This is a genomic window from Salipiger marinus (assembly GCF_900100085.1).
Lineage (GTDB): Bacteria > Pseudomonadota > Alphaproteobacteria > Rhodobacterales > Rhodobacteraceae > Salipiger > Salipiger marinus.
Genome location: NZ_FNEJ01000045.1, coordinates 1 through 12,988, shown reverse-complemented (window position 1 = coordinate 12,988; position 12,988 = coordinate 1). Strand labels below are relative to the sequence as shown.

The 12,988-nt window shown below is 64.6% G+C and carries 14 protein-coding genes and 2 pseudogenes; 4 read left to right on the top strand and 12 right to left on the bottom strand.

Annotated features, from left to right (window positions below; genetic code table 11):
• Nucleotides 1–37 precede the first annotated feature (37 nt).
• From BLR51_RS25915 to BLR51_RS25895, 5 genes are all read right to left on the bottom strand, one after another.
• On the bottom strand, nt 38–640 hold the full coding sequence (locus BLR51_RS25915; RefSeq protein ID WP_089852398.1) for a plasmid pRiA4b ORF-3 family protein: 603 nt from the start codon (nt 638–640) through the stop codon (nt 38–40).
• Complete coding sequence (gene tnpC / locus BLR51_RS25910; RefSeq protein ID WP_089852396.1) at nt 637–2,262, bottom strand: IS66 family transposase; 1,626 nt, start codon at nt 2,260–2,262, stop codon at nt 637–639. The genes BLR51_RS25915 and tnpC overlap by 4 nt, the downstream gene beginning before the upstream one ends.
• Nucleotides 2,263–2,322: 60 nt before the next feature.
• A complete protein-coding gene (gene tnpB / locus BLR51_RS25905) occupies nt 2,323–2,673 on the bottom strand; it encodes an IS66 family insertion sequence element accessory protein TnpB (protein WP_089852394.1) in 351 nt (116 codons plus the stop codon).
• Entirely contained in the window at nt 2,670–3,074 is a 405-nt protein-coding gene (gene tnpA, locus BLR51_RS25900; RefSeq protein ID WP_089852393.1) for an IS66-like element accessory protein TnpA, read from the bottom strand. The genes tnpB and tnpA overlap by 4 nt, the downstream gene beginning before the upstream one ends.
• Before the next feature lie 67 nt (nt 3,075–3,141).
• Nucleotides 3,142–3,768, bottom strand: coding sequence for a LysE family translocator (locus BLR51_RS25895; RefSeq protein WP_165616947.1), 627 nt, complete (start codon nt 3,766–3,768; stop codon nt 3,142–3,144).
• A 573-nt stretch (nt 3,769–4,341) separates the two neighbouring features.
• On the opposite strand from BLR51_RS25895, the gene BLR51_RS28370 reads away from it, so the two are divergent.
• From BLR51_RS28370 to BLR51_RS25885, 3 genes and pseudogenes are all read left to right on the top strand, one after another.
• A complete protein-coding gene (locus BLR51_RS28370; protein WP_242656855.1) occupies nt 4,342–4,656 on the top strand; it encodes a hypothetical protein in 315 nt (104 codons plus the stop codon).
• 15 nt (nt 4,657–4,671) lie between these two features.
• Nucleotides 4,672–4,914, top strand: a pseudogene (locus tag BLR51_RS28365) (DUF2087 domain-containing protein); the annotation flags it as partial.
• On the top strand, nt 4,907–5,287 hold the full coding sequence (locus tag BLR51_RS25885) for a GFA family protein (RefSeq protein WP_089852388.1): 381 nt from the start codon (nt 4,907–4,909) through the stop codon (nt 5,285–5,287). The pseudogene BLR51_RS28365 and the gene BLR51_RS25885, both read left to right, overlap by 8 nt.
• Before the next feature lie 340 nt (nt 5,288–5,627).
• Here the strand turns inward: BLR51_RS25885 and BLR51_RS25880 are convergent, their stop codons facing one another.
• The 7 genes and pseudogenes from BLR51_RS25880 to BLR51_RS28690 form a co-directional block, all read right to left on the bottom strand.
• On the bottom strand, nt 5,628–6,896 hold the full coding sequence (locus tag BLR51_RS25880) for a TRAP transporter large permease (RefSeq protein WP_089852386.1): 1,269 nt from the start codon (nt 6,894–6,896) through the stop codon (nt 5,628–5,630).
• Complete coding sequence (locus BLR51_RS25875; protein ID WP_089852384.1) at nt 6,893–7,372, bottom strand: TRAP transporter small permease; 480 nt, start codon at nt 7,370–7,372, stop codon at nt 6,893–6,895. Before BLR51_RS25875 ends, BLR51_RS25880 begins: the two co-directional genes overlap by 4 nt.
• A gap of 69 nt (nt 7,373–7,441) precedes the next feature.
• The gene (locus tag BLR51_RS25870) at nt 7,442–8,446 is read right to left on the bottom strand and encodes a TRAP transporter substrate-binding protein (RefSeq protein WP_089852382.1); all 1,005 of its coding nucleotides are present in this window, start codon (nt 8,444–8,446) and stop codon (nt 7,442–7,444) included.
• A gap of 63 nt (nt 8,447–8,509) precedes the next feature.
• Nucleotides 8,510–9,772, bottom strand: a complete 1,263-nt coding sequence (otnK, locus tag BLR51_RS25865; protein WP_089852400.1) for a 3-oxo-tetronate kinase — start codon at nt 9,770–9,772, stop codon at nt 8,510–8,512.
• 114 nt (nt 9,773–9,886) lie between these two features.
• Nucleotides 9,887–10,624: an FCD domain-containing protein gene (locus tag BLR51_RS25860; protein WP_089852380.1), complete on the bottom strand. Its 738-nt coding sequence runs from the start codon at nt 10,622–10,624 to the stop codon at nt 9,887–9,889.
• The gene (locus tag BLR51_RS25855; protein WP_089852378.1) at nt 10,621–11,523 is read right to left on the bottom strand and encodes a 3-hydroxyacyl-CoA dehydrogenase; all 903 of its coding nucleotides are present in this window, start codon (nt 11,521–11,523) and stop codon (nt 10,621–10,623) included. Before BLR51_RS25855 ends, BLR51_RS25860 begins: the two co-directional genes overlap by 4 nt.
• A 365-nt stretch (nt 11,524–11,888) precedes the next feature.
• Nucleotides 11,889–12,002, bottom strand: a pseudogene (locus BLR51_RS28690) (helix-turn-helix domain-containing protein); the annotation flags it as partial.
• On the opposite strand from BLR51_RS28690, the gene BLR51_RS25850 reads away from it, so the two are divergent.
• Complete coding sequence (locus BLR51_RS25850) at nt 11,994–12,782, top strand: DMT family transporter (RefSeq protein ID WP_242656852.1); 789 nt, start codon at nt 11,994–11,996, stop codon at nt 12,780–12,782. The pseudogene BLR51_RS28690 and the gene BLR51_RS25850 sit on opposite strands and share 9 nt — an antisense overlap.
• Nucleotides 12,783–12,988: the final 206 nt, after the last annotated feature.

Genomic DNA, 12,988 nt, shown 5'->3' with positions numbered 1-12,988 from the left:
GTAAGCATCCGGCGAGAGCCGCGGGATTTGGCGTTGATCAAGATGATCTGCCGTTGGCTGGAGTTTTCCGTGGTCTTGGGGCCCATTTCTTGGCGAGATGTTCAAACTTGTCGAGGATGCGATCGATCCCGGCGTCTTCGACGTCGAAGTCGGAGCCATACCATTCAAGCATCTCGGCATGTGCCTCGTGCGCGGGATCTGCGATCGCCTCTAGGAAGTCGGCATAGCCTGGGACGCCGCCGATGTCCTCAGGTGGGCACGCACCGATGGCCCGGACGAGGCGCGGATATTCTGCACCGGGCATGGCGTCGTCGATCTTCTCGACCTTGATCACGTGGTGCCAGTTGTCGCCGAAGTCGTAGATGTAGTGGATCGTCTTCGTTCCCACATCTTCCATGACGTCGAGCAGGCTGGTCTTGCTCGCTGGCAGAGGCCCTTCGTAGAACCCATCGGGGTCGGGCACACCCCAGCCGACCCCACCCGCCCTGAACTCGTAGAGATGGGTATCCGTCCAGCCCATAGCCGCCTGGATCACCTCGTGCAGACGGTTCAGCCTGATCTTGAGGGGCACATCAAAGCGCCGGAGAACTTGCGGCTCGACGTCGGACAGCGTGATCTTCAGGCGTGCGACCAGCGTCATGCGGCGATCTCCAGATCCTTGCGCGCTCCAGCCCAGTTCCATGGGAGCAACTCGCTCAGCCGCGAGACGGGCGTGTCGGAGATCCGGGCGATGACGTCGGCAAGCCACGCCTGCGGGTCGATGTCGTTGAGCTTGGCGGTGCCGATCAAGGTGTACATTGCCGCCGCGCGCTGCCCACCGCGCTCTGATCCGGCGAAGAGCCAGGATTTCCGTCCGAGGGCTACACCGCGCAAGGAACGCTCGGCGGCGTTGTTCGAGAGGCAGACCCGCCCGTCCTCGAGGAACCGCGTGAAGCCCGGCCAGTGGTTGGGCGACAGCAGGTAGTCGATGGCTTTCGCCACCTTGGCATGCTTCGACAGGAGCGCGCGCTCGCCGCGAAGCCACCGCTCGAGGTCCGCGACCAGCGGGGCCGACTGGCGCTTCCGAATCTCAAGCCGCGCCTCCGGGGCCTGCCCGTTGACCATGCGCTCGATCTCGAACAGCGCGTCGATGCGCTTCACCGCCTCCACGGCGATGGGCGAGATCTCCTTGGGCGACTTGCCCTTGCGGATGTTGGTCTGCACGTCGGCGAGCTCGAAGAACTTGCGCCGCGCGTGGGCCCAACACAGCGCCGATGCCACCGGTCCGGGTTGTCGAGCGACCTCGTAGAGCTGGTTGTATCCGGCATAGGCATCCGCCTGCAGAACGCCCTTCCAGCCTGCCAGATGTTTCGTCGGATGTTCCCCCGCGCGATCAGAGGAGAAGCGGAACACGACCGCGGGCGGCGCAGTCCCGTCGAAGGGGCGATCATCGCGCACATAGGTCCACAGCCGGGCGGTTTTCGTGCCGCCGCGGGCCAACAGCGGCACCGTGGTGTCGTCCCCATGCAACCGGGCCGCGGTGAAGACATGCGCCTCGATCAGGGCGTTCAGCGGCTTCAGCAACTCGGCCACCGCGCCGACCTGATCAGCGAGCGTGGAGAGGCTGAGGTCCACGCCCTCGCGGGCGTAGCGTTCGGCCTGACGGTTGAGGGGCTGATGCTGGCCGTATTTCTCGAACACGATCATTGCCAGCAGGCTGGGGCCGGCCCATCCCCGTGGGATCGGATGGAAGGGCGCCGGGGGCTGGGTGATCTTCTCGCAGGCCCGGCAGGTAAACTTCTCGCGGACCGTCTGGATCACCTTCCACTGGCGCGGAATGACCTCGAGCGTCTCGGTGATGTCCTCGCCCATCTTCACGATGCGCTCGGAGCCGCAGCATGAACAGGTGCTGGGGGCTTCGATCACCACGCGTTCGCGCGGCAGGTGATCCGGGAATGCTTTCTTGACCGGTTTGCGCCGCTCGAAGGCACCGACCTTGGTCGTCTTCCGCTCAGCCTGCACCCGGTCCTCGGCGGCGTCTGCAATCAGCTCCCCGAGCTGGAGTTCCAACTGGTCGAATAACTTGGCGCTGCGCTCCGCACTGCGGCCATACTTGTCGCGCTTGAGCAGCGCGATCTCGAGTTTGAGGCCCGCGATCATCGCCTCGGAGGTCGAGACCACCGCGCGCACCCGTGCGAGATCGGCTTCAGCCGCCACCGCGCGCTGCTCCGACGCCGCAAGCGCGGCGCGCAATTCTTCGAGTTCGGAGCGGCCCTCTGACATGGCGACTGCCTACCACGATCACCCGCCAAGAACCAGTAAAACAAGGGCTTTCCAGTGGATTTATCCAACCTTCGCAGGACGTTGCGTCCAGCGCGGATTGCGCCAGTCGATCCCCTCGAGAAGATAGCCGAGTTGCGCAGCAGAGACCTGAACAGCCTCCCCCGAGGCGCCCGCGGGCCAAATGAACTTTCCCGCCTCGAGCCGCTTGGCGTACAGCGACATGCCGACCCCATCATGCCAAAGAAGTTTTACAAGATCGCCCCGGCGCCCGCGGAAGCAGAAGATTTCGCCAGCATGCGGATCGCGCCCGAGGCCCTCCTGCACCTTCAGCGCCAGGCTGTTCATCCCGCAGCGCATATCCGTCACGCCGCCTGCGATCCACACGCGCACCCCCGCCGGGAACGCGATCATCGCGGATCCAGTACAGCCAGCAGCGCAGCCAGATGCGCCGGGGCCAGTGAAACAGGGATCGTCATGCGACGCCCGTTCGTAAGCGTGATGCCGATCGTCTCTATCGTGCCCGCCACCACGGCCGCTTCCGGACCCATCGGCGTGGCGTCTTCCACCACGAGCGGCACGAAGCCCTTGATCGCCCCGCGCCCGTCAAGAGCGCCCGTCCGATACTCACGCCGCCAAACCGTCAGAAGCGATCGCGAAATCCCGTATCGCCGTGCCGTCGCGGACCCCTGCCGTTGACCCCGCAGGCTCTCCTCGACGATCCGCACCTTGTCCGCGTCTGACCAATGCCGACGACGGCCAAGCTCGTCGGACGTGAAAATCTCAATCGGGGAAACAACTGAAGCGCATGCCATAAGGCAATGCCTTAAGACCAATCGTTCAACCGTGGCAGACGGCCGTCACCGGAGGCTTACGTTGAACCTAGAACACCCGGCGTCCTTGAGCGAGCATTCCGCCGCCGAGGACGATCAAAACAGAGCCTACAAGAAGATCGATCTGGCGCTTCAGGCCCTGATAGCCAATTTGCAGGACGGGCGTTGCAAAGATAAGGGCCAGCAAACTATGCCAAGTAGCAGACAGCGTCGTAAGAATTACGACGGCAGCCAGATGATACTGTGGGGTAGCCTGCGCAGGTGCAGTGAGCGCAAAGGCGCTCCCGAAGAAGGCCAATGCTTTTGGGTTGGTTACGCTGGCGACGAACCCGCGCGTATATGCTGAGTTACGTGAGGATATAGCTCGGGTGAGACCAGGGCGACCGAACAGGCTGCTTCGTATCATGCCTAGTCCGATCCAGAACAGATAGAGGCCCGCCACGGTCCTGATCGCGGTCTGCGCCCAAACGACTGATGCCAAAACAACACCCAGTCCCAGAACGGTTAAAGCCGTCCAAACGAACGTGGCGCCTGCAACGCCAAGAGCAACGCGGACACCTTCAGCACGTCCATGCTGAGCCGCGGTAGAGGCGATTAGCAGGAAGACTGGCCCTGGACTGCAACAGGCCAGCAGGAATATCCCACTCAGGGCAATTAGACTTTCCTCAATGCTCACTGCGGCGCTCCGTTCACCGGCGGTCAAGTTATCAGAACAGCTACCTTCGTCAACGTCCGCAAACGGGCTCTTTGCGCCTATCCGGACCGAAAACGTCGCCCGCTACTTGCATCGAGATCGAATAGCTGTTTCTGCTGGAACGCTAATAGGTTTGCCGCACATGCATCGGTCCGCTTCCCGCCCTCTGCGCGACCGTCGCGCCCGGCCCTGAGCGGCCGTTCGTCGCTCGACGGATGCCCCATGTAGCTTCTCCAGACCGGACGTTCCTGCTTGGCGCGGCATTATTGACCATGCAAAGTCTGCTATGCGGGACGAAACGGGCTTTAGCGGCATGGTGCGTGAATGCCCGTATCAATCAGATATACTTGCGTTACGTTGCGAGGACCTTCGAAGTAGTTGGCCCGTGCGGCGCCGTCTGCTAGCCTTACTGCACGGTCGGCAGACACCGAGGCGTCGCTGCTCCTTTTGGAGAGCTGAACCTGCCAACACCATCGAACGGCACTGCAGCCATGAGGCGCTGCGTCGTCAAGCCAGCGACCGACGCCCCTGGACGGCGCCCGACCTGGATGTAACATGCCCAAGACACCTCTTCCGCTCCGAGCTGATGACCTGACACCCTTCGCGCGCAGGCTCTCGCAGCAGCTCGGCAAGGCGAGCCCATCGCACCTGACACTGATGAACATGCTGGCCCGCGCGGCCGGATACGAGAACGTCCAGCACATGAGGGCCGCGCACGCGTCTGCGCAGCGGCTCGACCGGGCAGCTGACGAGCGGCTCGCCGATCCGCGAACGGTGGAGCGGGCATTGCACCAGTTCGACGCCGCTGGCCGCCTCCGGCAGTGGCCGTCCAAGCGGAGCGTCCAAACCCTCGCGCTTTGGGTGCTCTGAGCTAGCCTCCCATCGGGGCGGTCGCTCCACGAGCGCGAGGTCAGCGCAATGCTGTGCGCGGAGCATCTATTTGAGGACCCGGCTACCCTGCGCCGGACCATGATCTCGTGCGGTCTGCTCACCCGTCGGCCCGATGGCTCAGACTATCGTCGGCGCGAGCAGAAGCCCCCCGCAGAAGCCAAGGCGCTGATCCGCGCGCTTGGGCCAAGACGGCGGATGCGGCCCGAGGCGGTGGCCTTGGAGCGGACCGATGCATAGAGGATCGTGCCTCTGCGGAGCCGTGAAGATTGCGGTCGATGGCGATCTTCCCCGACCGAACGCCTGCCACTGCGTCGCCTACCGGAAACACGGGGGCCACTACGGCGCGTCCCTCGAAATCCCCTGCGCCGCCTTGCGCGTGGAGGGTGAAGATCTCGTGGGGTGGTATCAATCCTCCGAGAAAGTTCGGCGCGGGTTCTGCGGCATATGCGGTTCGACCCTGTTCTGGGATCCGATCCACCGCGACTGGGCGGCCATTGCGATGGGTGTGTTCGACGGACCGACCGACACCTTCCTGTCGGTGCATATCTTCGTCTCAGAGAAGGGCGACTATTCCGAGATCGCTGACGAACTGCCGCAGAACGAGACGTAAGGCCTGCCCGTGGGAGTACCTCTTGCCCGACGGCCCGTTGGAACGGTTCAGCCATTGCAACAGTGTCCCTGCCAAGTTTTTGGAACGCATCAGAAGGCGGGTCACGCTTGAACTCGTCTGTGAAATTGCGTGTGCCCATCATGGCCTCCTTGCCTCAAAGCTAGCGAAAAAGGCGTCCAGAAAACATGGGGCTATTCATGCTATTCAAGGAACTGTCGGCGGTCAGCCTCGACACCGCATCGGGCGCCACCTCCCCGCAGGATCTGCTGCGCAAGATCTGAGCCCGTCCGCGCCGCCTGCCCCGCAGGGCAAGGCGGCGCGCCGGGTCAGGTCGACAGGATCAGTTCGAAAGGGCCCAGCTGGTGAAGCCGGGGACATAGGTCACCAGCATCAGCACCGCCAGCATGATCCCCCAGAACGGCAGCATGGCGCGCGACAGCCTCAGGATGGACACGCCCGAGATGCTGCTGGCAAGATACATCGCCGTGCCCACCGGCGGTGTCAGCAGCCCGATGGTCAGGTTGATGACCATGATCAGCCCGAACTGCACCGGATCGACCCCCAGATGCCCCGCCACCGGCGCAAGGATCGGCGTCAGCAGCAGGATGGCGGGACCGCTGTCAAGGAACATGCCCACCACCAGCAGCATCAGGTTGATGAGCAGCAGCAGCAGGATACGGTTTTCGGTCAGCCCGAGGATGGCCCCAGCGATGGTCTGCGGCAGCTGCGCATTGGTCAGCAGCCAGCCGAACAGCGAGGTGGCGGCAATGATCGCCGCGATGACTGCGGTGCCGATGGCGGCCTCCATGCAGATCGCGGGGATCTTGTGCAGCGTGATTTCCTTGTAGACAAAGATGCCCACCAGAAAGGCATAGACGGCCACCACCGCCCCGCCCTCGGTCGGGGTGAAGACACCCATGCGGATCCCGCCGATGATGATGACCGGCATCATCAGCGCCCAGCTTGCCTCCTTCAGCCGCCGCCATTTTTCGGCGCCGCTGACCCTGCCTTCGGTGGGATAGCCATGCTTGCGGGCGTAGAAATAGGAGTAGACCGCGAACAGCAGGCCGATCAGCAGGCCGGGGGCGATGGCCGCCATGAACAGATCCCCGATGGAGGATTGTGTGGACACGCCATAGATGATGATCGCGATGCTGGGCGGGATGATAAGACCAAGGCTGCCCGAACAGGCCACCAGTGCCGCCGAGAAGCCCGCATCGTAGCGCCGCTGCTTCATCTCGGGGATCATCACCGATCCCAGCGCCGCCACATCGGCCACGCCAGATCCGGAAATGCCGCCCATGATGACGCCACTCACCGAAACCACATGGGCAAGGCTGCCACGGATATTGCCCACCAGCGCCAGCGCCAGATTGATGATGCGCCGCGTGATGCCGCCATGGCCCATCAGCGACCCGGCCAGCATGAACAGCGGAATGGCCATCAGCGGAAACGAATCCACCGAGGTGAACAGCCGCTGCCCGAACAGCGCCATCGGATAGCCCTGGTAGAGGATGCCCCCAAGCCCGGCGAGCGCGATGCCGAAGGCCACCGGCAAGCCCAGAACCAGAAACAGCGCGAAGCCGCCAAATAGGATGAGGGCGATCATGAAGAGACCTTTCCGCCGGACGTGGCAAGGCGCCATGCGTCGCGCAGCGCGAAGTAAAGCAGCATCGCGCCGCTGAAGGGGATCACCGAGTAGACAGTGTACATCGGCAGCCCAAGGGCCGCGCTGCGCTGGTTCATGCCGAAGCCGATCAACGCCTGCCCCCCGATGATCAGCGCCAGACCGACCCCCGCCACCAGCAGCGCGTTGACCACCCGCAGCACGCGCGACGGCGCGGCAGGCAGCAGCGTGGCGACGAAGTCCAGCGCCACATGCGCCTTGGACTGGAAGGCGGCGGCGAGGCCCAGAAAGGTGATCCAGACAAAGATGTAACGCCCAAGCTCTTCGGACCAGCTGAGCGAATGCGCCAGAAGATAGCGCGCGACCACCTGCGAGAAGGTCACGGTCATCATGGCAAAGATCAGCGCCCCGATGGCCCAAAGAAGGATTATGTGTATCAGCCGATCAAGCTTGTCCAAGCTGTCTCTCCTCTGCCTGTGGTGCTGCCCGCCGCCCGTGACGGGGCGGCGGGCATAGGCCCTGCGGTCTTAGCGGCCGAGTTCGGCCAGCATCCGGCGGTAAAGGTCGATGTCGACCTCGGCGGCAAACGCCTCGTGCGCGGCAACTGCGGCGGCAGCGATCGGAGCCGTGTCGGGGCGGGTGACGGTCAGGCCCGCATCCACCATTTCCTGCAGCATCTGGTCGGTCTGGCTGCGCACGGCCTCATTTTCGGCCTTGGTCGCGGCGGCAGCGGCGTCGGTGACGATCTGCTGCTGTTCCGGCGTCAGCTGGTTCCAGCGCAGCTCGCTCATCGCGAGGGTCACGTATTCATACTTGTGGTCGGTGAAGGCGAGGTAATCCTGCACCTCGTTGATCCGGCCGCCAAAGATGAAGGGGATCGGGTTTTCCTGCGCCTCGATCACGTTCTGCTCCAGCCCGGTATAGACCTCGCTCCATGCCATCGGCGTGGGGTTGGCCCCGATCGCCCGCCATGTCGACACCATCGCGGGAATCTCGGGCACGCGGATCTTGAGACCCTGCAGGTCTTCCAGACCGTTGATCGGCTTGTTCGAGGTGACCTGACGCGAGCCGCGTTCCCACCAGTTCAGAATGCGGACATTGGCGTTTTCGCGGACATCGGCGGCGATTTCCTCGCCGATGGGACCGCTGATGATGGAGTCGAACTCTTCCTGCGACTGGAACATGTAGGGCAGTTCAAGCAGCTGGATCGAGGGCGCGAAATTGCCCAGAACCCCGGCGATCAGGCTGAAATCGGCGGTGCCCATCTGCATCCCCTCCACCATGTCCCGGTCGCCGCCGAGGGTGGAGTTGGGATAGATCGTCAGGGTGATCGTGCCGTTCGAGCGCGCCTCAAGCTCTTCCTTGAATTTCTCGGCGCCGAAATGCCACAAATCCTTCTCGGACTGGATGTGGCCCAGCTTGAGGTTCAGAACCTCCTGCGCCTGCGCCGCCTGCGGGGCGGCCGCGATGGTCAGGCCCGAAAGCGCGACCACGGATGCCAGTTTCAGGGTCTTTCCCAGATAGTCGAACATGATGTCTCCTCCGTTTGATGAACTCTGCCGCGGCACTCCGAACCGCGGCGTCTCTGGCAGGGATCAGACCCCGCGCAGAATGGCGCTGGCTTCCGCAAAGAAGTCCGGTCCGCCAAAATTTCCCGATTTCAGGGCCAAAGCGATGTGGCCGCCTTGGGGTAGCGCCGCGCGCAGCGCCGGGGCGCCCGGCGCGATCTCTGGCCCGATATCCAGCGCACTGAGGCCCAGCCCCTCGACCACCGCGCCGGACGTTTCGCCTCCCGCCACGACCAGCCGCCCCGCTCCAGCGGCGACCAGCGCCTTTGCTATGGCCGCAAACAGCGCCTCGATGGCGGCGGCCACCCGCTCGCGGCCATGGGCCTGCTGAGCTCTGCGCACCTCATCCGGCGCCGCCGAGGAAAACACCAGTGGGCGCTTTTCCTGCGCCATCGACCATGCGGCGATCTCCGCAGGGTCGATCCGGCCCGCAACCGCCTCCTCCGCACGGATCTCCCGGGCAGGCAGGCCCGCCTCCAGATGGCGCGCGATCTGTCCGCGGGTCGCTGCCGAACAGGAACCCGACAGCACCACGCACCGGCCCGCATGACCCTGCCACGCGCTGCCCTGCCCCGACAGCAGCCCCCTGCGGCGGAAATTCCCGGGCAGGCCCATGGCGATGCCAGAACCGCCGGTGACCAGCGGCAGGCCGTCAAGCGCGGTACCGATCTCGATCAGGTCGCTGTCGCTCAGCGCGTCAACGACGATCAGCGGCGTGCCCTGCTCTTCGGCGCGCGCCAGCGCGGTGGCGATTGCAGCCGCCCCCTGCCGCATCTCCGCAAAGGGCACATGCCCGACCGGCGCCCCGGTCTGCAGCGAGAGCCAGCGGCGGATATCGGCATCCGTCATCGGGTTGAGCGGGTGATGCTCCATCCCGCTTTCGTTCAGCAGGCGGTCATGAACAAAGAGATGCCCCTGATAAACCATGCGGCCCGCCGCCGGGAAAGCCGGGCAGACCACCACCCTGCGTGCCGCCAGCGCTTCGGCCAAGGCCATGGCGACGGGACCGATATTGCCCTGCGGGGTGCTGTCGAAGGTCGAGCAGTATTTGAACAGGATCTGCTGGCAGCCCTGCGCCCGAAGCCAGTCCAGCGCCGCCAGCGACTGCGCAACCGCCTGTTCCACCGGAACGCTGCGCGATTTCAGTGCGACGACCCCGGCCTCGATCACCGGATCAGCCGGCTGATCCGGAACGCCGGAATACTGGGTGACCCGCATGCCCTGCTTGGCAAGGGTGTTGGCCAGATCGCTGGAGCCGGTGAAATCATCGCCTATACAGCCAAGAAGCATCATAGAGCCTTTGCAGAATGTTCGGTTGGCACCGGCGTGCGGTGACTGCCGCAGCCCGGGCAGGCAAACGCCCCCCGTCCGAGCGCAACGCAGCGACGCCCTGTGCCGTCTGTGTCAGTCCGCCGGATCGGCGGCCTCTTCGCGGATGTCCCAGTAGGTCTGGACCACCGTCGTCAGGTGGGCGCGCATCGCTGCCTCGGCGCGGTCCGCGTCGCGGTCCCGGATCGCCTCGAAAATCTGCCGGTGCGCTTCAATGGCCTTGGACAGGGCCTCGGGATGGCTCAGCGACATGCGCCGCTGGTCCTCCAGCAGCTCCAGCACGACATGATACAGCGCATCCAGCAGCGGATCCTGCGCGATGCTGGCAATCCGGTGGTGAAACGCGTCATCCGTCCGGGAAAAAAGCGCGATATCCTCGGCACTGGCCTCGTTCTGCGCCAGAAGCTCCGCCAGATCCGCGATGTCCTCTTCGCTGGCCTGCCGCACCGCCTCGCGCACGATGGCGACTTCCACAAAGGTCCGCGTCTTCTGGAACTGTCGGATCCCCGAATTGCGCGACACCAGCATCCGCGCCGCCCCCGAAAGCAGCTGCAGCAGCTCGCGGGGATCGGGTTCGGTGACGCGCGAACGGTCTCCGTTCGACACCGACAGCATGCCGGTCTTGTTCAGCCACAGCAGCGCCTCGCGCACCGCAGGCCGACCGACGCCATAATGCGCCATCAGATCACGTTCTGACGGCAGGCGGTCGCCAATCGCCAGTTCGCCCGACAGCACCCGCGCCTCGATGTCCTTGGCGATCTGGTCCGACAGCCGATCGCGACGCAGATGGCTGGGGGCCCCAAAGCTGCTCATGCGCCGACATCTTTCGTGATCTCGCGCTTGGCGGCGACGATGGCGGCCAGGAAGCGGTCCCGCCACTGGCGGCGCTGGGGAAGGTCGGCGGCAGGCACCTGCGCGCGCATTTTGGCCTCAACCGAGGCGACAAGATCCGGCCCCCATTCGCGCGGGTCGGCCTGTTCCTTGGCCAGCCCGTAATACATCGGCCCCAGATTGGCGCAGTATTCCGCCACGCCATTCGCCGCGTTGAGGTCGATGGTGGCAAAGGGCCCCATGAACGCCCAGCGGAGGCCAAGCCCGTCCGCCACGGCGGCATCCACCTCGCTCGGGGTGCAGATGCCGTCTTCCACCAGCCGGAACGCCTCGCCCAGCAGCGCGCTCTGCAGCCGGTTGACCACGAACCCGTTGATCTCGCGCGTCAGAGTGATCGGGCTCTGCCCCAGATCGCGCATCAGATCCCCGGTGAAGGCCAGCGTTTCGGGCGCGGTCCACGGCGCCGGGATCAGCTCGACCAGCGGAATGAGATGCGGAGGGTTGATCGGATGCGCAACAAGGCAGCGGGCAGCATTGTCGAGCCCTTCGGTGAAGCTGGAGGCGGGAAATCCCGAGGTCGAACTGCCGACGATGGTGGCCGGTGACAGCAGCGCATCCATCTCGCGATACAGCGCCTGCTTGATCGGCAGACGTTCCGGCGCGCTTTCCTGAACGTAATCCGCACCCGCAAGCGCGTCGGCAAGGCTTGTCGCCACCCGGCAGCGCGCCGCCAACGCGGGATCGGCTGCGGCCACGAAAGCCACCGCAGCAGCGGCAGCGGCTTCGCTATGGTCATGGATCGCAAGATCGTGCCCGGCGCGCGCAAAGACCAGCGCCCAAGACGAGCCGACAACGCCGCAGCCAATGATTGCAATCTTCATGTTTCGTGTCCTCGATCCTGTCGCACCCGCGTGGAGTTCCTGCTGGGGGCCCAGATATGTCCCGCAGGTTGCCCCCGAAACAGACCGCCGCCGCCACACGCCCATCGGCACCGCCGACCGGACCCGCAGGACTCTCCGCATCTCCTGTCCTGCCAGTGGTATGACAGGTCGATAGTAAGATCGTCAAGCTATGAACTGTCGTCATCTGCGATCTAAGATCAACGGGCGGTCGAACGCGCTGCAATATCCGATCAAAGCTGTTTTGTTGATTTCCACCCAGAACTGAGCCGGATATCTCGCCTGCCTGTCCGGGAGCGCTTTCAGCGCCGCTGACCGGGTCGAGCACACTCAGCGGCAGATCCGGCTGCAATCGTCCTAGACGAACGGCCCAGCTTGCGCCTGATCGCGCGCACGCCGGTGCCCCAAGCGCATTCGAGGGCTATTTCCTCACGTTCCGCAAAGCAAAGGCTATGGCCTTTGCTGCACTGCTGCTCGCCGCCTGGCTCCTGCCCATACATGGCCGGTCGAGCCCTTGTCTCACCCGCCGCGGCTGGGTTTGGGCGCGTAGTCTCTGCCTCGCCGCCATGTGGCTGAGCTATTACGCAGCGCTGCCGGCCATGTCCTTCGCCCTCGCCGCAGCGTGCTATTACACCGCCCCCGCCTGGATGGCGTTACTGGGGCGCGTCCTGCTGGGGATGACGATCGGCGGGCGCGGATGGACCGCCGTGGCACTGTCTCTTGCCGGGGTGCTGCTGGCGGTATCGCCATCGGCTGACACGTTCACCCCCATGCTGCTGCTCCCGCTCGCGGCCGCCGCGTTCTATGCTCTGGCGGGGCTCATCACTTGGAGCCAGTGCCGGGCGGAAAGCCCCGGCGCGATTGCCCTGACGCTCAACCTGTGTCTCGTCTGTGTTGCCGCCGCCGCGCTACTGCCCCTCTCGCTCTTTCGGCCGGGCGGCACAGAGAGCTTCGTTCTGGCGTTCTGGCCACGGCTCACGCTCGCGGACTGGAGCCTCGCGTTCGTGCTCGGATGTCTCTTGGCGGTGATCGCTACGGCGGTCGCGACGGCCTACCGGGTGGCCCCGACGCCGGTCGTCGGTGTCTTCGATACCGCCTACCTGGGCTTCGCGGCCGTCTGGGGCGTCATCCTTTTCGGAGACATTCCCACGGCCCGGGAAGCGCTCGGGATCGCCCTGATCGCGTGCAGCGCGATCCTCATGAGCGGCAGACGACAGGAACGGAAAGATCATGACTGCTGATCTGGACGCTCAGTTGGGTTCGAAGCGGATCTGCCACACCGCAGCGGCCAACTCGCTCTGTTGAGACGGCCTGCCCGGCGGAGGCGGGCCCATTGCGGACCTTCAGCCTTGGTGAGCTGCTGCCGGTTTCGTGGACACGAAGATAAGATCGTGACCCATGAACTGGAGAGTGGATATGACGAGACGGAAGTTCAGCCGCGAGTTCA

Bases quoted from the DNA above. Each gene is read 5' to 3' on its own strand.
- BLR51_RS25885 (WP_089852388.1), top strand. From the start codon at position 4,907: ATGCATAGAGGATCGTGCCTCTGCGGAGCCGTGAAGATTGCGGTCGAT.
- BLR51_RS25855 (WP_089852378.1), bottom strand. From the start codon at position 11,523: ATGAAGATTGCAATCATTGGCTGCGGCGTTGTCGGCTCGTCTTGGGCG.
- tnpA (WP_089852393.1), bottom strand. From the start codon at position 3,074: ATGGCATGCGCTTCAGTTGTTTCCCCGATTGAGATTTTCACGTCCGAC.
- tnpC (WP_089852396.1), bottom strand. From the start codon at position 2,262: ATGTCAGAGGGCCGCTCCGAACTCGAAGAATTGCGCGCCGCGCTTGCG.
- BLR51_RS25915 (WP_089852398.1), bottom strand. From the start codon at position 640: ATGACGCTGGTCGCACGCCTGAAGATCACGCTGTCCGACGTCGAGCCG.
- BLR51_RS25860 (WP_089852380.1), bottom strand. From the start codon at position 10,624: ATGAGCAGCTTTGGGGCCCCCAGCCATCTGCGTCGCGATCGGCTGTCG.
- BLR51_RS28370 (WP_242656855.1), top strand. From the start codon at position 4,342: ATGCCCAAGACACCTCTTCCGCTCCGAGCTGATGACCTGACACCCTTC.
- BLR51_RS25880 (WP_089852386.1), bottom strand. From the start codon at position 6,896: ATGATCGCCCTCATCCTATTTGGCGGCTTCGCGCTGTTTCTGGTTCTG.
- BLR51_RS25850 (WP_242656852.1), top strand. From the start codon at position 11,994: ATGGCCTTTGCTGCACTGCTGCTCGCCGCCTGGCTCCTGCCCATACAT.
- otnK (WP_089852400.1), bottom strand. From the start codon at position 9,772: ATGCTTCTTGGCTGTATAGGCGATGATTTCACCGGCTCCAGCGATCTG.
- BLR51_RS25870 (WP_089852382.1), bottom strand. From the start codon at position 8,446: ATGTTCGACTATCTGGGAAAGACCCTGAAACTGGCATCCGTGGTCGCG.
- tnpB (WP_089852394.1), bottom strand. From the start codon at position 2,673: ATGATCGCGTTCCCGGCGGGGGTGCGCGTGTGGATCGCAGGCGGCGTG.